Origin of the sequence: Anaerotruncus sp. 80, from assembly GCF_009936115.1 — a bacterium.
Taxonomy (GTDB): domain Bacteria; phylum Bacillota; class Clostridia; order Peptostreptococcales; family Anaerovoracaceae; genus Senimuribacter; species Senimuribacter intestinalis.
Genome location: NZ_QWES01000008.1, coordinates 1 through 21,855, shown reverse-complemented (window position 1 = coordinate 21,855; position 21,855 = coordinate 1). Strand labels below are relative to the sequence as shown.

Annotated in this window: 16 protein-coding genes, 6 tRNA genes and 1 pseudogene; 20 read left to right on the top strand and 3 right to left on the bottom strand. The window is 43.9% G+C overall.

Annotated elements, in window-relative coordinates; genetic code table 11:
* Nucleotides 1–36 precede the first annotated feature (36 nt).
* The 3 genes from htpG to D1155_RS04380 form a co-directional block, all read right to left on the bottom strand.
* Entirely contained in the window at nt 37–1,968 is a 1,932-nt protein-coding gene (gene htpG / locus D1155_RS04390) for a molecular chaperone HtpG (RefSeq protein ID WP_160201185.1), read from the bottom strand.
* Nucleotides 1,969–2,142: 174 nt separating this feature from the next.
* Nucleotides 2,143–2,451 carry a metalloregulator ArsR/SmtB family transcription factor gene (locus D1155_RS04385; RefSeq protein ID WP_160201184.1) on the bottom strand — a complete coding sequence of 103 codons (309 nt, stop codon included), beginning with the start codon at nt 2,449–2,451 and terminating at the stop codon, nt 2,143–2,145.
* 64 nt (nt 2,452–2,515) lie between these two features.
* Entirely contained in the window at nt 2,516–5,008 is a 2,493-nt protein-coding gene (locus tag D1155_RS04380; RefSeq protein WP_160201183.1) for a heavy metal translocating P-type ATPase, read from the bottom strand.
* A 565-nt stretch (nt 5,009–5,573) separates the two neighbouring features.
* On the opposite strand from D1155_RS04380, the gene D1155_RS04375 reads away from it, so the two are divergent.
* The 20 genes and pseudogenes from D1155_RS04375 to D1155_RS04275 all read left to right on the top strand — a co-directional run bounded on the left by D1155_RS04375 (nt 5,574) and on the right by D1155_RS04275 (nt 21,811).
* A complete protein-coding gene (locus tag D1155_RS04375; RefSeq protein WP_160201182.1) occupies nt 5,574–6,704 on the top strand; it encodes a helix-turn-helix domain-containing protein in 1,131 nt (376 codons plus the stop codon).
* Nucleotides 6,705–6,760: 56 nt separating this feature from the next.
* Complete coding sequence (gene nudC / locus D1155_RS04370; RefSeq protein ID WP_160201181.1) at nt 6,761–7,600, top strand: NAD(+) diphosphatase; 840 nt, start codon at nt 6,761–6,763, stop codon at nt 7,598–7,600.
* Nucleotides 7,600–8,508, top strand: coding sequence for a thioredoxin-disulfide reductase (gene trxB, locus D1155_RS04365; protein WP_160201180.1), 909 nt, complete (start codon nt 7,600–7,602; stop codon nt 8,506–8,508). Before nudC ends, trxB begins: the two co-directional genes overlap by 1 nt.
* A 49-nt stretch (nt 8,509–8,557) precedes the next feature.
* On the top strand, nt 8,558–9,211 hold the full coding sequence (locus D1155_RS04360; RefSeq protein WP_160201179.1) for a diphthine--ammonia ligase: 654 nt from the start codon (nt 8,558–8,560) through the stop codon (nt 9,209–9,211).
* Between the two features lie 243 nt (nt 9,212–9,454).
* Nucleotides 9,455–9,531 (top strand) — tRNA-Met (locus D1155_RS04355).
* A 4-nt stretch (nt 9,532–9,535) separates the two neighbouring features.
* Nucleotides 9,536–9,611: transfer RNA gene (locus D1155_RS04350), tRNA-Val, on the top strand.
* Nucleotides 9,612–9,737: 126 nt separating this feature from the next.
* A tRNA-Asp gene (locus tag D1155_RS04345) sits at nt 9,738–9,814 on the top strand.
* A gap of 96 nt (nt 9,815–9,910) precedes the next feature.
* Nucleotides 9,911–9,986: transfer RNA gene (locus tag D1155_RS04340), tRNA-His, on the top strand.
* Between the two features lie 18 nt (nt 9,987–10,004).
* A tRNA-Cys gene (locus D1155_RS04335) sits at nt 10,005–10,079 on the top strand.
* Between the two features lie 5 nt (nt 10,080–10,084).
* Nucleotides 10,085–10,159: transfer RNA gene (locus D1155_RS04330), tRNA-Gln, on the top strand.
* Between the two features lie 417 nt (nt 10,160–10,576).
* Nucleotides 10,577–11,269, top strand: coding sequence for a zinc ribbon domain-containing protein (locus tag D1155_RS04325; protein ID WP_160201178.1), 693 nt, complete (start codon nt 10,577–10,579; stop codon nt 11,267–11,269).
* 182 nt (nt 11,270–11,451) lie between these two features.
* A complete protein-coding gene (locus D1155_RS04320) occupies nt 11,452–12,120 on the top strand; it encodes a response regulator transcription factor (RefSeq protein ID WP_160201301.1) in 669 nt (222 codons plus the stop codon).
* Nucleotides 12,121–12,221: 101 nt separating this feature from the next.
* Nucleotides 12,222–13,136: an ATP-binding cassette domain-containing protein gene (locus tag D1155_RS04315; RefSeq protein WP_160201177.1), complete on the top strand. Its 915-nt coding sequence runs from the start codon at nt 12,222–12,224 to the stop codon at nt 13,134–13,136.
* The gene (locus D1155_RS04310; RefSeq protein ID WP_160201176.1) at nt 13,129–13,956 is read left to right on the top strand and encodes an ABC transporter permease subunit; all 828 of its coding nucleotides are present in this window, start codon (nt 13,129–13,131) and stop codon (nt 13,954–13,956) included. Before D1155_RS04315 ends, D1155_RS04310 begins: the two co-directional genes overlap by 8 nt.
* Before the next feature lie 24 nt (nt 13,957–13,980).
* Complete coding sequence (locus tag D1155_RS04305; protein WP_160201175.1) at nt 13,981–14,889, top strand: HAMP domain-containing sensor histidine kinase; 909 nt, start codon at nt 13,981–13,983, stop codon at nt 14,887–14,889.
* An 85-nt stretch (nt 14,890–14,974) separates the two neighbouring features.
* On the top strand, nt 14,975–15,928 hold the full coding sequence (gene guaA, locus D1155_RS04300) for a glutamine-hydrolyzing GMP synthase (RefSeq protein ID WP_243151017.1): 954 nt from the start codon (nt 14,975–14,977) through the stop codon (nt 15,926–15,928).
* Between the two features lie 145 nt (nt 15,929–16,073).
* On the top strand, nt 16,074–16,994 hold the full coding sequence (locus tag D1155_RS04295) for a carbon-nitrogen hydrolase family protein (protein WP_160201173.1): 921 nt from the start codon (nt 16,074–16,076) through the stop codon (nt 16,992–16,994).
* A 328-nt stretch (nt 16,995–17,322) separates the two neighbouring features.
* Nucleotides 17,323–17,481, top strand: a pseudogene (locus D1155_RS04290) (AbrB/MazE/SpoVT family DNA-binding domain-containing protein); the annotation flags it as partial.
* Nucleotides 17,482–17,760: 279 nt separating this feature from the next.
* Nucleotides 17,761–20,013 (top strand): U32 family peptidase, encoded by a 2,253-nt coding sequence (locus D1155_RS04280; protein WP_160201172.1) that lies wholly within the window; start codon nt 17,761–17,763, stop codon nt 20,011–20,013.
* Nucleotides 20,014–20,038: 25 nt separating this feature from the next.
* Nucleotides 20,039–21,811 carry an ABC-F family ATP-binding cassette domain-containing protein gene (locus D1155_RS04275; RefSeq protein ID WP_160201171.1) on the top strand — a complete coding sequence of 591 codons (1,773 nt, stop codon included), beginning with the start codon at nt 20,039–20,041 and terminating at the stop codon, nt 21,809–21,811.
* Nucleotides 21,812–21,855 lie beyond the last annotated feature (44 nt).

The following is a 21,855-nucleotide window of genomic DNA, read 5'->3' as shown; positions in this document are numbered from 1 at the left end:
ATATGCGGGTTCTTTTGCAGTTAAAAGGAAAATCGGTTATTTTGTTATTAGTTTACAGATGTCTTCACCTAGTTTCATCGGGTCTTCTACAGTGAGACCGGAGATCAGGACTGCCTGGCTGTAGAGCAGGTTTGCATAAGTTGCGACGAGATCTTTGCCGTCGTCTCCTTTTGCATAGGTTTCTTTCAGCGTTTCCATTACCGGATGGTTTGGATTGATTTCTAAAATGCGCTCTGCCTTTACATTCTGGTCTGTCGGCATAGCGTTGAGCACCTTTTCCATTTCCAGTGAAAGTCCGCCTTTAGTAGTCAGGCATACTGCGGAGTTTTTCAGGCGAGGGGACAGCTTTACTTCGGTGACCTTGCCTGCCAGGGTTTCTGTCAGGAATGCGAGAAGGTCTTTGCTTTCTTCTTCTGCTTTTTTCATTTCTTCCTGCTGGGCTTCTGATTCCTCAAAAGAAAGGTCTTCTGCGGAAACGGACTTAAACGGTTTTTCCTTGTAAGTTCCCATCATCTGCAGAACAAATTCATCGATTTCATCGGTCAGGTAAAGGATTTCATAGCCTTTATCCTTGATAAATTCAGTCTGCGGCAGCATGTCGATTTTTTCTACAGATTCACCTGATGCATAGTAGATTGCGTTCTGCGCTTCTCCCATTTTGGCAAGATATTCGTCTAGGGAAATCATTTTCTTTTCCATGGACGAGTAGAAAAGGACTAAGTCGGAAAGTACATCTTTGTGCATTCCAAAGTCGTCGTAAATGCCGTATTTTAACTGTCTGCCGAAGTGATTGAAGAACTGCTCGTAGCCTTCGCGGTCGTTCTTCATAAAGTCTGCCAGTTCTTTTTTGATTTTCTTTTCCAGGTTCTTTGCAATGTTGCGAAGCTGTCTGTCGTGCTGCAATGTTTCCCGGGAAATATTCAGTGTTAAATCCTGAGAATCTACGAGCCCCTTTACAAAGTTGAAATAATCTGGCAGCAGTTCTTTGCATTTATCCATAATCATCACGCTGCTGGAGTAAAGCTGCAGACCTTTTTCGTAGTCCTTAGTATAGTAGTCGTATGGTGTGTGTCCCGGAATAAACAGAAGGGCAGTGTAGCTGGAAACGCCTTCTACACTGGTTCTGATGACACGACAAGGATCCTGGTAATCGCCGAATTTACTCTTGTAATATTCGTTGTAATCTTCGGCTTTAACTTGGCTTTTGGCGCGCTTCCAGATTGGTTCCATGGTGTTTAGCGTATCCAGCTCCATGTAGCTTTCCATTTCCGGCATTTCGCCTTCTTTGGTTTCAGCATCTTCCTTTGGACGGCGCTTTTCGACCATCATCTGAATCGGGTAGCGAATGTAGTCGGAGTATTTTTTGATTAAATTGCGAATGGTATACTCTTCCAGGAATGTGGTATAGTTTTCGCCTTCGGTATCCTCTTTGATATGAAGTACGATTTCGGTACCTGGGCTTGTTTTTTCCGCTGGTTTGATGGTGTAACCATCTGCACCCTGGGATTTCCAGACATTAGCTTCCTCGCTGCCGTAGGCTTTAGATGTGACAGTAACTTCGTCAGCCACCATAAATGCGGAATAAAAGCCAACGCCGAATTGTCCGATGATGTCAATCGGGTTTGTATCTTCAGATTTCTTTTCTTCAGCATGTTCTTCCTTAAAGGCAAGGCTGCCGCTCTTTGCGATGGTACCAAGGTTTGCTTCCATTTCAGCGGCGCTCATACCGATGCCGTTATCGCTGATGGAAAGGGTGCGGTTTTCCTTGTCTGCTGTGATGTCAATGTGAAAATCGGAACGCTTGATGCCGGTGTCGCCGGACTGCAGACTTTGGTAATACAGCTTATCCAGTGCGTCACTGGCATTGCTGATAAGTTCTCTTAAAAAAATCTCTTTATGGGTATAGATTGAGTTAATCATTAAATCCAAGAGTTTCTTGGACTCTGCTTTGAATTGTTTCTTAGCCATTGTCTCTCCTCCATAGTCTTCTACTTTGTGTTGTTAGCACTCGATAATAATGAGTGCTAAAACTCATATAATATAATGTACCACTTCTGGCAAAAAAGTCAAGAGGGATTCGAAAAGAAGTCAAAAATGAAAATCTAGTGGCCGTTTTGCAGCTCTTTACTGAGAATCAATAAATTATTCCAAAACATGTTCAAGCCCCTGTGCCATGATGGTAGCGACATGATCGTCAGCCAGTGAATAGTAGATGGTTTTTCCTTCTCGGCGGAATTTTACCAGGGCAGTCTGCTTGAGAACGCGCAGCTGATGAGAAATTGCGCTCTGGGTCATTGACAACGTATCTGCAATTTCCTGTACGCAGAGTTCCTGAGAGGATAAGATATACAAAATCCGGACTCTGGTAGGATCGCCAAAGACCTTAAATAGCTCTGCTAAGCTGTAAAGGGTTTCTTCCTCGATAGGGTGATCTGTTTTTTCAAAGTCCATGTTTCTTCCTCCGTATTTTTATGGATGGGAGGAAAGCAGCCTGAAGCGTTTCCTCCCGATAACATTATTTTTTGTATAGTGCTCTGATTGAGTTCAGTACGCACAGCATAGCCACGCCTGTGTCGGCAAATACAGCAAGCCACATGTTGGCAAAGCCGATAACACCTAGAACCATGACGGCTGCTTTGATTACAAGGGCAAAGATGATGTTTTGCTTTGCGATTGCGTTTGTTGCTCGTGCAATAGAAATAGCGCTTGGAATAGAGTTTACCTCTGTTTGCATAAATACTGCATCGGCAGCTTCAATTGCTGCATCGGCGCCGCTTCCCATAGCAGCACCTACATCAGCTCCGGCGAGAACAGGTGCATCGTTGATGCCGTCTCCGACAAACATAACGCTGCCTTTTTCTTCTCTCACTTTTGTCAGCATGGTCAATTTATCCTGCGGAAGCAGTTTTGCATATACCTGATCGATGCCTACTTGAGCTGCAACAGCTTCAGCGCTGTTTTTTCCATCGCCCGTCAGCATGACAGTGTGAAGTCCCATTGCCTTAAGACGGCTGATGGCGTCTTTTGCATCAGCTTTTATAGTATCTGCGATGATGAGGCGCCCTGCAAATTTTCCGTCGATGGCGACAAAGACTTCGGCGCCGCTTGCAGCCTCAGAAAGTGTCGGCATAGCAATTTGATATTTTTCCATTAGTTTTTGATTGCCGCAGAGGACAAGCCCTTCTTTCATTTGGGCGACGATACCGTATCCTGCGATTTCATTCCGCTTTTCTGGAACCGAAAGGGTGAGTCCTTTACCAGTGGCAGCGCTGACGATGCTGGTTGCGATCGGATGAGTAGAGTGCTGCTCACAACTTGCACAGATTGCAAGCAGTTCGTCCTCGCCATAAGTTCCGGCGGAGATGATTTTCTGCAGGAGGAAATTTCCTTCTGTAATCGTGCCAGTTTTGTCCATGACAACGGCCTTCAGCTTACCCAGGGCTTCTATGGAAAGTCCTCCTTTAAACAGGATGCCTTTCTTTGAGCCTGCACCGATGCCGGAGAAAAAGGCAAGGGGTACACTGAGTACTAGCGCACAAGGGCAGCTCATAACAAGGAAGGTAAGGGCAGTATAAACCCAGTAGTTCCAATTTCCTGTTGCCAGAGAAGGTACCACAGCAAGAAGAAGTGCAGCGATAACGACGCAAGGCGTATAGACTCTGGAGAATCTGGTAATAAAGCGGTCTAATTTCGGTTTACTTGCAGCAGCGTTTTCGACAGAATCTAAAATTTTGGAAACCATAGATTCGGAAAGGGGTTTTTCTACTCTGATTTGCAGTTGACCGGAAGTATTGAGGCAGCCGCTGGTTACAGCGGTGCCTGGTTTTGCGCTAACAGGAACAGGTTCTCCTGTGATTGGAGAGGTATCAATACGGCTTTCTCCATCTATGATGATGCCGTCCAGAGGGATTCTGTCTCCAGGACGGATAAGCAGGATGTCTCCGACTGCAGCTTGTTCTGCGGGGATTATTGCTACGGATGTTCCTTTTACTAAATTAACCACTTCGGGACGCATATCGATAGCATCCATGATCTGTACGCGGCTTTTCTCGACAGCTTTATGTTCAAAGTATTCGCCGATGCGGTAAAAGAGCATAACGCCTACCGCTTCTAAGTATTCAGCGATGATAAAGGCACCGATGGTAGCAATGCTCATCAGGAAGTTTTCATCAAAGATCTGTCCTTTTGTAATGTTTCTCAGGGCTTCTAAGATGATTTTTCCTCCCAGAATCAGGTAGGATATGACGGACAGTGCAATCATAATGCGGGGATCCAGCCCCATATGGTGGGTAATGACACCGCCTGCAAAGAGGAGGGCGCCTGCCAGAATCGTGCCGAGTTCCAGTTTGTCTTCTGAAATTTTTTTCTTTTTGGAATTGCTGCGGGCTTCTTTTGTATCTGCAACGCTGGATGGCTGTTTTGCCTGCATTGTAGCAGGATCTACGACTTTTACCTGAGATTCAATAGAACTGCAGATTCTGCGGATTTCTGGCAGCAGTGCATCACAGTCATCAGCAGCAATGCGAAGCTGTTTTGTCGCGTAGGTAATGGTTGCGTCTTTTACAGTCGGCAGCTGATTGATTTTGTCTTCCATCTTGGAAGCACAGTGGGCGCAGCCAAGATTTTCCAGTAGATAGATTTTTTTGTCTGCCTTAGCAAGAACAGCAGCGTCAACGTGGTGATGCTCATGCTCGTGGTGCTCATCGTGTTCGTGGTGGTCGTGCTCGCAATGGCAGTCGCAGTGTTCATGATGATGGTGCGAGTGTTCCTCATCTCCATCACCGCCGCTGTCATCTTCCTCACAGCAGTGCTCATGCTCATGGTGATCGTGGCCGCAACCGCAATCGCAGATTTCTTCTTGGTGTTCATGGTGATGCTCATGGCTATGACCGCCATCACAGTGTACACCGGCTTCGTGATGGTCGTGATGCGCATGACCGCAGCCACAGTGTTCATCGTGATGGTGAAGTAATGGCTGTAAAGAATTTCTTTTGTGAATTGCTTTCATTATAAAACCTCCTCTTTATCATTCAATTAACATGAATGAATGTTCATGTGTTTATTTAATCATATATCGTGGCTGTTGTCAAGAGGAAAAGGCAAATTTTAAATAAGTACACCATAGAAGCAGTGTAAAACGTCAAAGAAAAACTGGAAAAAGGAAAACTTTAACCTAAATTGCGATTTTTATTAAATGATGTATAAAAGATTTTTGGCAGAAATCTTTACTTTTGCGTTTTATGCAAGATACTGAGTAAAGCTTCAAATAAACTTACGCAAAATGCAAAGTATCAACAAGGCAGCAGGGATAATATCTGTAAGAATAACCGGTAAGTATGTTTTTTCAGATGGTTTTATACATTTTTTCAGCATTTTATAATTTTCGGTTAAGAATCGCACATCCACTTTATACACTTTTTCAAGAAATACCTGTTTTAAGTTAAAATCATTGCACGGGTAAGACAATTTTCAGGTGGATAATTTTTTCTTCATGCCCTTGCCATGTTACTCAACTATCAGTTGGTTGCGGCTTTAGATATGTCTGTGGTAAAATATAAAAAAGGAGGAAGAGGATGGACACCAGGACTTTAGATTATGAGAAAATCGGCGCATTTATTGCGCAGCGGAGGAAGGAAAAGCATTTGACCCAGCTGCAGCTGGCAGAACTTTTAGGGGTAACAGATCGGGCAGTTTCTAAGTGGGAGAGAGCAAAGAGTTTTCCCGATGTATCAATATTGCATTCTTTATGTGATGCTCTTTCGATTTCGGTAAATGAGCTCTTTGCAGGGGAACTGAGCACGCAAAGATGTTTTTGCGAACCAGAAGTCGGAGAGAGGATGCTTAAAGGGATTAGAAGTTATTTAAAAAAACAGAGAAAGAGAACAGTCGCAGCTTGGATGACTGTAGGTGTTCTGATGATTATAATTCTTTTTTCAGTAATTTTTTACTGGCAGAGTAAACAGCCAGTAAATTTTGCTGAAGGAGATTTTGTAATTCGTGAGATACAGGGAGTGCTTTCCGATGGCACGGTGTATACGCTTGCTACGGAAAGCGGGACTGAGGAAATAGCACAGAAGAGAATTAAGACGTTGCTGCAGAATATTGAAGGCATAGAGCGGCTTGATGCGAGGCAGCTTTATCAGGAATATTACATAGAAATAAAGGGGATTGGGATTTTTTATCAGAACGGATATTATGACGAAAAAAGTGCGTGTTATTATAGCTATGAACAGATTTGGTTTACTTATCTAGAAAATCTGGTGAGGAATTATGCAGAAGAAGAAAACTATATTTATAGAGGAAAGAAAGAGTTTGATTTTGGGGACAGATCTGTTACGCTGAACACAGAGGTGGTAGAAAAACCACAGGAACTGATTATAGATGAATTTTGTGATATGATCAAAGGGAATGAGGCAGGTAATAAATCGGCGCATGTGGAAAGTATTAAAATTTTGTCTATAGAAAATCTTTCTGATGATATACTGTTTTCTCATTCTGAGGTGGAAGCGATTCAAAAAGAAATTACATATCTCTCCTTGTATGATTATCGAGTATATGAAGTTGTTTCGGAATTTAAATATACTGAATCGCTCAAGGCTTTAGGACCGCAGATAAAAGAGGGTGTACGGCAGCAGCTTTTTCTCATTGGAGATAGAGGCGATGGCTATGAGATCTGTTATAAAACTTTTCCTTTCTTTCCTTGAATTTCGTGATAAAATAGAGTTGAAAGTAAATACTATTTTAGTCAGAGGTGTGACAAATGATTCAGGAATTAGGAGAACGGAAGTTGTACAACGAGTTTGAAAAGAAAGAGGCAGAGGCGGAAGATTGGGTCTTTGTCTTTGACGAGGATAGAATTTTAGTAAGGAAAGGTAGCAACGGCAGGCTGACAGTGCCTAGTGCTGCTTTTTTCGAAGGGGCTGATCTGCAGTACCTTTTCAGAATTGAAAAAGATGGTTACTTCTTAATGAAAAGCGACGGGGAATCTGTAATTCAACAACTTTTGAATGATGGATATTTTTGGGAATCCACAAGGAATTTGCGGGATTTGGAACATAAGGAACTGGCCTTCGCGGCATCTACTGCACATCATTTATATCAATGGTACAGAACCAGCAGATTTTGCGGGAGGTGCGGAAAGCGTCTGAAACCCGATGATAAAGAGCGGATGATGCGCTGTGCTTGCTGTGGAAATACAGTGTATCCGAGAATTGCGCCGGCAGTTATCGTAGGGGTAATCAATGGCGATAAGATACTCCTCACAAAGTACAATGGCAGAGCGTACAAGAAATATGCATTGATTGCTGGCTTTACAGAGATCGGCGAAACAGCGGAAGAAACGGTGAGTCGTGAAGTCATGGAAGAAGCTGGGCTTAAGGTAAAAGATATTACCTATTATAAGAGTCAGCCATGGGGAACGGATTGCAATTTGCTTTTGGGCTTTTTCTGCCATGTGGATGGAAACGACGAGATTACTATGGATTCTGAAGAACTTTCTGTTGCGGAATGGGTCAGCCGGGATGAGATGGATGTTAAGGACGATGGCATCAGTCTGACGAGAGAAATGATGCGCATTTTCAAGGAAGGAAAAGTAGAGTGATGTATGACATTATAATTATTGGAGCGGGACCTGCGGGGCTTACTGCCGCTATTTACGGACAACGTGCCGGAAAGAAAACTCTTCTGATTGATGCAAAAGGATTTGGAGGGCAGATATTAAACACGCCGGAGGTAGAAAATTACCCGGGGATCAAGAAAATTTCGGGGTTTGAACTGGCGACAAGTTTCTATGAACAGGCGACAGAGCAGGGCGCTGAGATTATCTATGAAGAAGTGGTTTCTGTTGAAACTTGTGAGAATGTAAAGCTCGTTGTGACAAAGAACGGCAGCTACGAGGCGAAAACAGTTATCCTCGCTGCTGGGGCGAAAAATCGTCCGCTGGGTCTTCCAGAAGAAGAAAGATTTGTGGGAAGCGGAGTTTCCTACTGTGCAACTTGTGATGGCGCTTTCTTCAGAGGGAAAAAAGTAGCGGTCATCGGCGGCGGAAATACAGCCCTGGAGGATGCGGAGGTTCTTTCTGATCTGGCAGAAGAAGTCTATCTGATTCACAGAAGAGGCACTTTTCGCGGAGAGCAGACTGTCGTAAAAAGACTGCTCACTAAGGATAATGTAGAGTTTTATCTGGATAGCGTTCCTGAAGCAATTATGGGAGAGGCGCTGGTGAATGGTCTTAAGATCCGTAATGTGAAAACAGAGGAAGTTACAACGCTGCAGGTGTCAGGCGTATTCGTCGCTATCGGACAGATGCCTGCAAATCAGGCGTTTTCAAAGGTAGTAGACCTGGATGAGAAAGGCTATATCATCGCTGGTGAAGACTGTCTTACAAAGACACCCGGCGTTTTTGCCTGCGGAGACTGCAGAACCAAGTCTGTTCGCCAGCTGGCTACAGCTACCGCCGATGGAGCCGTAGCAGCACTTGCAGCTGCAGCGCATGTGAATGGGTTGTAAAGGAAAATTTGTCTGCGGTAGAGTGATATGAATAGTAAGAGGAGAAAGCATGACAGAGAAGAAAAAATTTGTAGCATCATTTAGTACAGGCAAAGATAGCAGTTTAGCACTTTATAAAGCGATAGAAGCCGATATGGAGCCGCTGGGACTTTTAATTACTTATAATACAAACGCAGAGAAAGCTTGGTTTCACGGAGTGGGACGGGATGTGCTCGATAGACTTTCTGCGGCGCTGGAAATTCCAATCGATTTAATTTTGACGGACGGAACAGATTACGAGGAAAGGTTCGAGGAGAAACTGCGTGAGTGGAAAGGCAGGGGCGCTGAGTACTGTGTCTTTGGCGATATCGATTTAGAAGCACATCTTAAGTGGGACAAGGATCGATGTGAGGCAGCAGGCCTTACAGGATATTTTCCTCTCTGGCAGATGGATCGCAAAGAAGCGGTGAAGGAACTTTTGAAAGCGGGATTTACTGCAAGAATCACTACAGTAAATACAAAATATATGGGTGCAGAGTATCTGGGGAAAGCATTATCTTTGGAACTGCTTACACGTCTTGCAGCAGAAGGTGTTGATGTCTGTGGAGAGAATGGAGAATATCATACGCTGGTTACAGATGGTCCACTGTTTAAACAGACTTTTGATTATGAGTTTGGAAAAACGGTTTTTGACCATGGATATGCAAAGCTTATGGTGGAATAGATCGTGTGCGAAAGTTTAAGAAAAACTTCTGAGGAATTTTAAAATTCCTATTGACAAACCTCCAAGAAAATGGTAATCTATTCAAGCTGTTCATTGAATGGAAAGATAGGCAGTGCAGGAAAGATACCTGCCGGCAGAATGTTAAGTTGCGACATATTAAAAGCATAAAATACTAAAAAAGTTCTTGACATTCTCAGCTAGGTTTGATAATATATTTCTTGCAGTGATTTGAAGAAACTATGTGGCGGTGTAGCTTAGTTGGCTAGAGCGTCCGGTTCATACCCGGAAGGTCGGTGGTTCGACTCCACTCGCCGCTACCACTTTGGGCGTTTAGCTCAGCTGGGAGAGCATCTGCCTTACAAGCAGAGGGTCATAGGTTCGAGCCCTATAACGCCCACCATTTTTCAAATCACTGACGCTTGTATGCGAGCTGTGTAAGTGATAGTTCCTCAGCTAGCAAGCAAGTGGCTTACGGAGGTCGTTTACTGTATTTGTAGTGGCAGTACGGTAAATGAACCGGTAATGCGGCCTGGTAGTTCAGTTGGTTAGAATGCCAGCCTGTCACGCTGGAGGTCGACGGTTCGAGCCCGTTCCAGGTCGCCAATTTTTTTAAAGTATATTTTGCTGTGGATGATGCAAAAGCTGAGCATAAATTGACGGTGAATTGCATAATTTCAGCAGAGTAGTATATACTATATGGTGGGTATCGTCAAGTGGTTAAGACACAGGGTTGTGGCTCCTGTATACGTGGGTTCGAATCCCACTATCCACCCCATATCATTTTTATGATTATGGCGACATAGCCAAGTGGTAAGGCAGAGGTCTGCAAAACCTTTATTCCCCAGTTCAAATCTGGGTGTCGCCTCCAAATGTTGGGGTATCGCCAAGCGGTAAGGCAATGGATTCTGATTCCATCATGCGCAGGTTCGAATCCTGCTACCCTAGCCAATTTATTGAAAATGCTTGAGTCCAGCGACTTGAGCATTTTTTTTATTAGGAATAATAGGCAGTTCATTTTGCTAAGGTGAATTTGCTCAGTATAAATATAATAAATTTATAGAGGATTGATATATATATTTAGTAAATTTTCTTATAAGAATAGCTATATAGGTATTTTGAAGATATAAGTAATGGTTCCATTGATGACAGACTTCTGCGGATTGACTATCGTTATCCACAGGGACGTGAACGTTTTACCGGTGGCGAAGATATCACTGTTTACGGGGTAGTGGGTGGTTATAGAGAAAATGATCCATATGTGCAGTCGTTATGAGTTAAATAACTTCAAAATATAGACATATAAATATATTCTATGATATAATACAAGAAAAACCCAATACCGAGATTTATATTAGGAGGTAGAAGATGTATTGCAGTAAATGTGGAACTAAGGCAGATGATGATGCTTTGTTTTGTGCATCATGCGGAGCAAAACTTGTACATATTGAGCCTGCTAAGGAAGAGAAAGTGATAGGAGCGGAGACAGCAAATAATCTGGAAGAGGCAGAACTTGCTCAAGGAGAGATCCCCATGGATGCAGTTGCTGCAAACAAAGCGAAGAGATTTAAATGGCTGATTGCAGCAGGAGTTGTAGTTGTGATTCTAGTTGTTTTCTTAATTTTGAAAATGACTTCTGCTCAAGGATATTTAGGCAAAATGCCATATGGTATTAACTTCGGAGAAAGCTATGAGCAGATTTTGGAAAAAGATGCTGACGCAGGGAAACCTAACTGGAATGATACGCAGGACATCAGTACACATGAATCGCTGGACGGAACATTTTTGGGTCTGGAGAAAGATGACCTGGAAATTAATTTGTCTTATGCATTAGGAACGGATAATTCTCTTCGGACAATCACTGAGGTAATACAGAGAACGAATGATTCTGATATTCCTGAAGGAGAATTATTTGACACTTTGCAGGAACGTATGACCAAGAAGCTAGGTGAACCAGAAACTACAACGTTGGGCGTGCAGTGGAAGAATTCTGATGGTATCACATTTGAATTACTTTACTTTGGTGATGATATCATATTTTTGACTATTTCACCAGAATAAATTGAACAATCTGAGAGGATAGCAGCAGCGGTCGGGCTTGTGTATTTGCAGCCTGACCGTTTTTTATTGGTTTCACAAACCACCCATTTTGATGTATAATGAACGCAGACGATTATACCAGCGTTGCTGCAAGGAATCGTCATGGTATAATGAACGCAGTTATGAAAACAGAGGGGGATTTCATGAAAAATATCGCAAAGACTATTGCAATCATAGATGATGATGTACCAATCGGAGACATGCTCTGTGAGGTGCTCGAAAAGGAAGGTTACAGCGTGTGCAGAGCTTATTCGGGCACAGAGGCTCTCTATTTGCTTGCGCAGAAAAGACCGGATTTAATCCTGCTGGATTTAATGTTACCGGGTCTTTGCGGCGAGGAAGTCCTGAAACATACTTCCGGGATACCGGTCATCGTAATCAGCGCGAAAGTAGATGTAGAGGATAAAGTCAATCTGCTGATGAGCGGCGCTGTAGATTATGTGAGCAAGCCATTTGCAGTGAAAGAGCTTTTGGCGCGCATCGCGGTGCACCTCAGGACTGCGGTAACGCCTTCGGAGCTTCTTTCTTTTGGGGATTTAAGACTGGACGAACAGCGCCGGCTGGTGACCGTAGCCAATCAGGAGGTAAAACTTACGAAGACAGAGTTTGCGATTTTGAAGCTGCTGATGCAGCAGGCAGGCGGCGCGATTTCAAAGTCAGCCATTTTGGAGCGCATCAGTTTCGATACGCCGGACTGCACAGAGGCTTCGCTGAAAATCCATGTCAGCAATCTTCGCAAGAAGCTGCGTGAGACTTCCGGCAGAGATTATATTGAAGCCGTATGGGGAATTGGATTTAAGCTGACAGAATAAACCTTGTAAAAGCTTTACGAAATCTTTACATTTTTCTTTACCGCTTTCTTTACCGTCTGCTTGTAAACTGATAGGCGTGAAGAGAAGGAGGTATATCATATATGGAATACGTTTTAACGACGGAGGGTCTGTCCAAAAGCTACAAGCAGTTTAAGGCGCTGGACGGACTTTCTATGCATGTGCCGAAGGGCTCTATTTATGGGTTTGTAGGAAGAAACGGCGCGGGAAAAACGACACTGATTCGGTTAATTTGTGGTTTGCAGGAGCCATCTGCGGGAAGCTTTGTCCTCTATGGGAGAAAAAACTGCGAGAAATCAATTGCAGCAAGCCGCAGCAGAATGGGTGCTGTGGTAGAAACGCCATCTATTTATGGCGAGCTTACGGCTGTCGATAATCTAAAAATGCAGTGCAGGGTGCTGGGGCTGCCGTCTTTTGACGGTATTGCGGAAATTTTGGCGTTGGTAGGACTTGGGCATACCGAAAGAAAGAAGGCGAAACATTTTTCTCTTGGTATGCGCCAGAGACTGGGGATTGCCATTGCCCTTGTAGGAAATCCTGATTTTCTGCTGCTAGACGAGCCGATTAACGGATTGGATCCGCAGGGGATTATTGAAATGCGGGAATTAATTTTGAAGCTGAATCGGGAGCATCAGATTACGGTACTGATTTCCAGCCATATTTTAGATGAACTTTCCAAGCTGGCGACCCATTATGGGTTCATTGACGGCGGCAGAATGATGAAAGAAATCAGTGCGAAGGAGCTTGAGGAGGTTTGCCGCAAATGTGTGCGCACGGAGGTTTCAGATACGAAACGTCTTGCGGTAGTCCTGGACCGCATGGGAATCGAGTATCACATTTTCTCAGAAAAACAGGCTGATATCTATGCGAAGGTCAACGTTTCAGAACTTGCGATGGAATTGGCAAAGGAAAATTGTCAAATCATTTCAATGGAAGAACGGGACGAAAGTCTGGAAAGCTACTTTGTCAGTCTGGTGGGAGGTGCAAGTCATGAATAATTTAATTTTGGCAAATTTGATGAGATTAAAAAAATCAAAAATCTTCTGGGGCATTGCGGCTTTTATGGCAATGTTGGGATTTTTTTTCGCTTTTATGAAGAAACAGGTCCGGGACAGTGGAATGGACGCTACCCTGGAAAGCGGGGCTTTTCAGTACGTGGCGCTTGTTGGAATAGTGATTGCCGTATTTTGTGCAATTTTTACAGGAACGGAATACGCTGACGGAACGCTTCGAAATAAGATTATTGCAGGACACCAGCGGTGGGAGATCTATCTGTCGACGTTTGTGGTATGCAGTCTTACCTCGATGTTTTTCTGCCTGATTCATATGGTCTGCTACCTTGGATTGGGCGCGGTGCTTTTGGGCGGCTTTGGCGAGGCAGTTTGGGCGATGGTGATTTTTGCCGGCTGCGCTCTGATGTTAAGCGTCTGCTTTTCCGCAATTTTTACGCTGGTTGTGCTTTTGTGCCACAACAAAGCAGCCTCTGCGGTAGCCTGCATTCTTTTGGCGCTGCTGCTGCTTTTTGCCGGTTCTTATATAAAGGGGTTGCTTGATGAACCGGAGGTTTACGGAGGCTATTACATGGATGAAACGGGAACGCTGCAAAATGCTGAGCCGGAACCGAACCCGAGATATATTTCCGGGACTACGCGGGATGTCTATACATTTTTATTGGATGCGACGCCGGGCGGACAGCAGATACAGGTATCCACGATGGAAAATGATAAACCATGGCTGCTGGCTGGCTACTCGTCGGTTATATCGGTTGCGGTCACGGCTTTGGGTATTGCGCTGTTCAGAAAAAAAGAACTGAAATAGAGGCTAAGATAAAGGACGTGTTTTATGGTATTTTTCTTATGGGGAATAATCGGTGTTTTAGGCTGCACTGTGGTAGTGCTTGGCTATAAGCTTTATGGAGTTAGAAGAGCGGCAGAGGAGATTCAGCGGGAATTCGCGCTGCGTCTTGAAATGGATACAAACACGTTGATTCATCTGTCACATCAAGATCCCGCAATGCGAAAGTTGGCGGCGGCAATCAACGACCAACTGCGCAGGCTGCGCAAACAACGTATGCATTTTTTGCAAGGGGATACGGAGCTAAAGGAGGCAGTCACGAATATTTCTCATGATCTTAGAACACCGCTTACGGCAATCTGCGGTTACCTGGAACTTTTAGAGGATATAGAAAAAGACGAGGTGGCGGAACGCTATCTGACACAGATTACCAGCAGGGTGGAAGTGATGAAGCAACTGACGGAAGAACTCTTTCGCTATTCGGTAGTTGCTTCGGTGAAAGAACTGTCGGAGGAAACGCTGGACTTGCGTAGGGTGCTGGAGGAAAGCCTACTTTCCTATTACGGCGCTATGCAGCAAAGAGGTATTATGCCGAAAATCAATATATGCACAGAGCCGGTTGAACGATATCTGGATAAAGCGGCGGTGAATCGAATTTTCGGTAATGTCATCAGCAATGCACTGAAATATAGTGATGGAGATTTTGAGGTAACCATGAGTGCAGGTGGTGTAATCATTTTTGCTAATACAGCAAGGGATTTAACATCACTGGATGTGGAGCGACTTTTTGATCGGTTCTATACAGTGGAGACAGGCAGAAACAGCAGCGGTCTGGGACTTTCTATTGCAAAGCTTTTAACGGAAAAAATGGATTGTACTATAGAGGCCGAATATGTGTGTGATAAGCTGCTTATTATTCTAAAATTTCCTTGCATGGGAGAAGACGGTAGGCTATAATATTTGGTATGAAAAATATTGTACGCTATTTTCTTTAACAATATATGGAGGAAAAAATATGGAAAAAATTGTACGTCCTGAGTCGATGGAAAGAATCACAACTGCCGCATTGGCAGAGGCTTTCATTTCCGAACAGGTGGAAGAAGTGAGAAAACAGGTTGGGGATAAGAAGGTACTGCTGGCGCTTTCCGGCGGGGTAGACTCCTCTGTCGTAGCGGCGCTTTTGATTAAGGCAATCGGAAGCCAATTGGTCTGCGTGCACGTAAATCACGGTCTTCTGCGCAAAGGCGAGCCAGAGCAGGTAGTAGAGGTGTTCAGAAACCAGATGAACGCGAATTTGATTTACGTAGATGCTGTGGATCGTTTTCTGGACAAGCTTGCCGGTGTGGATGAACCTGAGAGAAAGCGTAAGATTATCGGCGCGGAGTTTATCAGAGTATTCGAAGAGGAGGCTCGCAAGCAGTCCGGCATTGAATTCCTGGCACAGGGTACAATTTATCCGGATATTTTAGAAAGTGATGGCGTTAAGGCGCACCACAATGTTGGCGGTCTTCCGGAAGACCTGCAGTTTGAACTGGTTGAACCGGTGAAGCTTCTCTTTAAGGACGAGGTCAGAGTGGTAGGAAAAGCGCTGGGACTGCCTGACAACATGGTGTTCCGTCAGCCGTTTCCTGGTCCTGGACTTGGCGTTCGCTGTCTTGGCGCGATTACAAGAGATCGTCTTGAAGCGGTTCGCGAGTCTGACGCAATCGTTCGTGAAGAGTTTGCGAAAAATGGGCTTGAGGGCAAGGTATGGCAGTATTTTACCGCGGTGCCTGATTTTAAATCTGTAGGCGTAAAGGATGGCGCAAGAAGCTACGAATATCCAGTCATTATTCGTGCGGTCAACACTGTGGACGCGATGACTGCAACGATTGAAGACATCGACTGGCCGGTGCTTCACAAGATTACTGATAGAATTTTGGCTGAGGTTGAAGGGGTAAACCGAGTGTGCTATGATTTGACACCGAAGCCATGCGGCACCATTGAGTGGGAATAAATCATAAAAAATCCTACATTCCTTGAAATGAAAGGAAACGACAGGCTGGTGCTCCTTGGAGCGCCGGCCTGATTTATGCTTGTCGACGGGAGTGTTTGCTGTTATAATGAAAGAAACAAATCGGTATTTGAAGGAGAGAATCACTGTGAAAGACATCAAAAAAATCTGCAAAATTGCATTGGTACAGGCAGAGCCTGTTTTGTTTGATAAAAAAGCATCTCTGGAAAAGACACTTCGATATATCGACGAAGCGGCATCCCAAAATCCAGACCTAATCGTTTTTCCTGAGCTTTTCATTCCCGGCTACCCGATTGGAATGAACTTTGGTTTTAGCATGGGCAAGCGAACTGAGGAAGGCCGAAAGGATTGGAAACGGTATTATGATGCTTCTGTTGTTGCCGGGGCTGAGGAATTCAGAGAACTTGCCGACAGAGCGAAGAAGACAGGTGCCTATATTAGTCTTGGCTTTTCTGAGCGGGATGCGGTCAACGGGACGCTTTATAACAGCAATGTCATTTTCGAGCCGGATGGGACCTATAAGGTGCATCGCAAGTTGAAACCGACCGGATCAGAACGGACTGTCTGGGGTGACGCAAACAAGGATTATTTTCCGGTGACAGAAACGTCGTGGGGGCCGATTGGCAGCCTGATTTGCTGGGAGAGCTATATGCCTCTTGCCAGGGTAGCACTTTATCAAAAAGGAATCACCATCTATATTTCGCCGAATACGAACGACAATCCGGAGTGGCAGGCTACGATTCAACATATCGCGATTGAGGGCAAATGCTACTTTATCAATGCGGATATGATTGTTAGACGTTCCTCCTATCCTTCTGACCTCAATGAGAACAAAGCGGTTCTTCAGCTGCCGGAAATGGTCTGCAGTGGGGGCAGCTGTATCATTGATCCCTATGGGCATTATGTGACAGAGCCTGTTTGGAATGAGGAAACGATTATCTACGCGGAGCTTGATATGGATTTGCCTGCTGCGTGCAAGATGGAGCATGACGCGGTGGGCCACTACGCAAGGCCGGATGTACTGAAGCTGCTTGTCAATGAGCAATAACTTCTGGTTTATCAGAAGCTTTCTATTAATAAATGTCTTGGAAAAAGGCGGGGAATGCGGTTGTATTTTCCGCCTTTTGTAATTCTATTTTGACACTAAGAAAATGAGCGACCCAAAATAACAGGTGAAATATTAATAAACCTGCGAATTTTTTTCCGTGAGTGCACAGAAAATACAGCCCCATATAAAATAGACGTTTTCGTGGTTCTATTGTCATTTTGGGAAAAAAGAAGTATGTCTAGTTATATAAATTATACTTATGAGATAGAAGAAAATGAAAGCACCTGAAGGAAAATATGTATGAACAGCCAGTGCCGGTGAAAAGGAACAGATTGTAATACCGAAACAGGCTCGTGATATTTTGGGGATTAAGCCGGGAGATACGCTCCTCCTGCTTTGCGATATTGAGTGTGGGATTGCGATACCTCCGAAAGGAGCATTTGCCGAATTGTTCGGTATAGCATATGGAGAAAAGGGCGGTGATTGAAGAAAATAGCCTTTTGTATCCCTGCACATGGTAAACCCAATCCCATGCTGCCAGTTGCAACAGAACTGGTGAAACATGGAGATGCGGTCAGGTTTTATTCGTTCAACGAATTTGAGTGCTGTAAATTTGCATTTTGAACCGTGTGATATCTAAAAGAAAACGACAGAGTATTTGAAGCTGAAAAGACAGCTGAAAGTGCTATTTTTCTTGCATTTTGGCAGGCGATGCCGTATAATGCATGGCGGAGGCGATAACTACTAAACCAGACGGGAGGAACCAATGACTGAACTATTAGCTCCGGCGGGAAACATGGAAGCGTTAAAGGCTGCGATTGCAAACGGCTGCGACGCAGTCTATTTGGGGATGCGGAAATTCGGCGCCCGCGCTTATTCGTCCAACTTTGATACGGAATTATTAAAAGAAGCGGTTGCTTATGCGCATCTCAGAAATGTAAAAATATATGTAACCATGAATACGATTGTATTTGAAGATGAGATTGACGACATGAAGAGGCAGCTTCAGCTGCTGAATGAGATTGGCGTAGATGGTGTCATCGTGCAGGATTTAGCGGTTTTTGACTATGCTGTCAACCATTTTGAGGATATGGAAGTACACTGCTCGACCCAGATGGGCATTGATGACCTTGAAGGCACTTTACTTTTCAAAGAATTGGGTGCTAAAAGAGTTGTTCTGTCGCGAGAAGTCGAAATTGAAAAGGTGAAAGAAATCAAACGGACTGCGAAGATACCTCTGGAAATCTTTGTCCACGGCGCTCTGTGTGTATCTTACTCAGGAAATTGTCTTATGTCCGGTCTCATCGGATATCGGAGTGGAAATCGGGGCAGATGTGTTGGATCCTGCCGCAAACCTTATGAACTAATTGACAGGACCACAGGCGAGTCTTTTGGAAAAAACTACCTGTTATCGACCAAGGACTTAAATACCATCGACTATATAGAGGAACTTAAGGAAATCGACTCTCTGAAAATCGAGGGGCGTATGAAAGAGCCTGCCTATGTGGCAAACGTCGTTTCAAAATACAGAGCCGCACTGGATGGCAAGGTGACAGTAAGTGACAAGGAAGATTTGAAAAAAACTTTCAATAGAACCTTTACAAAAGGGTATCTGTTTCACGAGGACCCGAAAGACTTGTCCAATATTCAAAGACCGAACAACTTCGGTTACGAGATTGGCAGAATTACAGGATTTTACAAAGGCATGTATGAAATCACCCTGGATAAGGTATTAAATCAGAACGATATCATCAGAATCGATGCTGGAGGCGAAGACGTTAATCTGTCCGTTGTAAAACTGTACGACAGAGAGGGAATGCTGATTAACAAAGCTGAAGATGTTTGCTATATCAAAATAAAAGAAAAGCTATCCATAGGAGACGTAATCTATAAGACGAAAGACTACCTGTTTTATAATGAGCTGGGAAACGGTTTACAAGACGAATTCAGACGATTTCCGCTACATATGAAAGTTTACGCTTATCCCGGTGCAAATCTGGTCATTGACGCAGAAGGGCTGGGATGCAGCTACTTGTATGAAAGCGGAGAAATTTTGGAAGAGGCGATGAATAATCCGACCACTAGAGAGCAAGTTGTGAAACAGCTTTCTAAACTGAAAGACACAGTCTTTTCCCTTGGTGATGTGGAATTTGAAGAGTACAACGCTTTTATTCCGGTGAAAATGCTCAACAGCGCCAGACGCACAATCGTCCAGGCCTTATACGACGCAAAGATTACAGGCAAAGCACGACGTACGAAAATTCCCGAGGCGAAAAAGAAAATCTCTTTCGCACAGAAGAATCCGTATCTTACTGTTTCCGTTACGACAAAAGCGCAGTATGACGCCTGCGTAAAGTGCGGCATAAAGGAAATCTATTTTGACAATGTTATTCGAAGAAATCAAATTACTTATGAAGAAAAAGAAGGGGAACTTTTGATCGGCGGATACGGCGGAATCTATTATTACAGAGACCGCAATCCATTTGTCACCGACTATTCTCTAAATGTAGTCAATGCAGATAGCTGCTACGAGCTTTTTCGACTGGGCGCAAAGCGAGTAACTTTGTCCTATGAGTTGAACAAAAAGCAGATTGGTGATCTAATTGACGCATACTATGCAAAAAATGATGGCTATCCAGCTTTGGAAATGGTGGTATACGGACGTGCACCGTTGATGTTCACAAAGTATTGTCCTATGAAAAAAATGAATCAGTGTGGTAACTGCAGAGCAAAGACCTACGAGATGAAAGATGAATACGGTACCTTTCCGATTCTTTCCCATGGTGACTGCACAACCACGATTTTGAACGGCAAGATACTGAATCTTCTAGATGAAATACCGTCCATTAGAGGTATTGAGGCTTTTAGACTGAACTTCACCATTGAATCAGAAGACGAGGTAGTCAAAGTAGTTAAAGCAGCGCAGCAAAAGCTGAACAGCGCAAATGCTACAGCTAACAAACCTCTTTTCAATCAGGAAACAGATACCAGGGGACACTTTAATAAAGAAATTATCTAGCAATAGTAGAAACGAGGATAAAAGAATGATTCGAGTAGAAAAACTATCTTACGGTTTTCCTGCAAAAGATTTATATCACGATATTTCGTTTTCTTTAGAAATAGGGCAACACTGCGCTTTAATCGGAAGCAACGGAAGCGGCAAATCAACGTTAGTCGATATGCTGATACAACCTGACGAATATCTTTACGACGGAAAAATATACAGATCAGAAGATTACAGAATTGGATATGCTAGCCAGTTCAATGCAAAAGATAAATTACAGGATTGTACTGTTTTTGAATATCTCAGTGAAAGATTTTTAAAAATCCAGAAAGACATCGCTCAGATTTGCGAAGAAATGGCGACAGCGGAGGATATGGAGGCGGCACTGGAAAAATATCAGCAGCTTCTTGACATAAATGAAGCCATGGACGGGGACAATTATGAAAGCAATATCCGCAAACAGCTACACATAGCACATATGAGTGGCCTCGCAGAAACAAAGCTGTCTAAGATTAGCGGAGGCGAATACAAGGTTCTGCAGATTATCAGAGAAATGCTTCTTGCACCGGATCTGCTAATTTTGGATGAACCCGATGCATTCTTGGATTTTGCCAATCTGAGCAGTCTCTGTCAGTTAATCAACGAGTATAAAGGAACTTTGCTGGTGGTGACTCACAGCAGATATCTGCTCAATCACTGTTTTAACAAAATCCTGCATTTGGAGAATGCAGATTTGCAGGAATTTGACGGCAATTACACGGAATACCGCTGCTCTATTTTTAGAGAAAAGTTGAAACTGAGGATGCAAAACGCAGCGGAGCAGGAGGAAATTGAACGTACAGAACAGATGGTTCAAATCCTTCGCAAAAGAGCAACGGATATGGTGAATCCGGTCATCGGAAGGTCTGTCAATGCAAAACAGTCACAACTTGATCGTCTGCGCGCAAGGCAGATTAAGGCTCCCTTTATTGAAATTCGCGAGCCGGAAATCGTGCTGCCGGAGGTTTCGGCTGCTGAGTCTGGAACTGAAACAAAGAAAACTGTACTTCACGTTGCAGATTATGAGGCAGCGTTTGATGAAGACTTGCTGCAGAATGTGAATTTTCAACTGTTTGCAGGGGAAAAGGTGACGATTGTTGGCGCAAACGGCACAGGTAAGACTACTTTAATCCGTGACATTTTGGAAAATGATAATCCTTCCATTTATATAGACGAGAACACAAAGTATGCGTATCTGTCACAGCTACAAGGAGTATTACACGATGAAAACAAGACTGTATATCAGGTTCTGCAGAATTATGGCTTTGAGACAAAGGAAAGGGCGCGTGGATACCTTGCAAAGTTTTGCCTGGAAGAAGCGCTGCTGGATCAAAGAGTAGGGCAGCTTTCTGGAGGTGAACAGAATTTGCTTCAGATTGCCCTCATCACAAATTCAAACGCAGAGCTTTTAATTCTCGACGAACCGACCAGTCATCTGGATATTTACGCGCAGATGGCCTTGGAAAAAGCGATTTCCGAATACAGAGGAGCGGTGCTCATGGTCAGTCATGACTTTTATTTAGCAGCAGGATGTGCGGATTATGTGCTTTTAGTAGAAGATAATACTGTCAGACGCATGCGAACGAAGAATTTTCGTAAAATGGTGTATGATAAGTATTTTGACCGAAATTACCTGGAAACAGATAAACGGAAGCAGGAGCTGGAAGCAACCATCGCTGCAGCCTTTAAGCGTGACGACTTTGCCGCAGTGGAGAAACTGTGCGGAGAATTGGAAGAAGTGAGCGCTGAAGGATTCAGAAAAAAAGAACAATAGAAAAAAGGGAAAAAGGTACTTGACGGGAGAAGAAAAGGGTGATA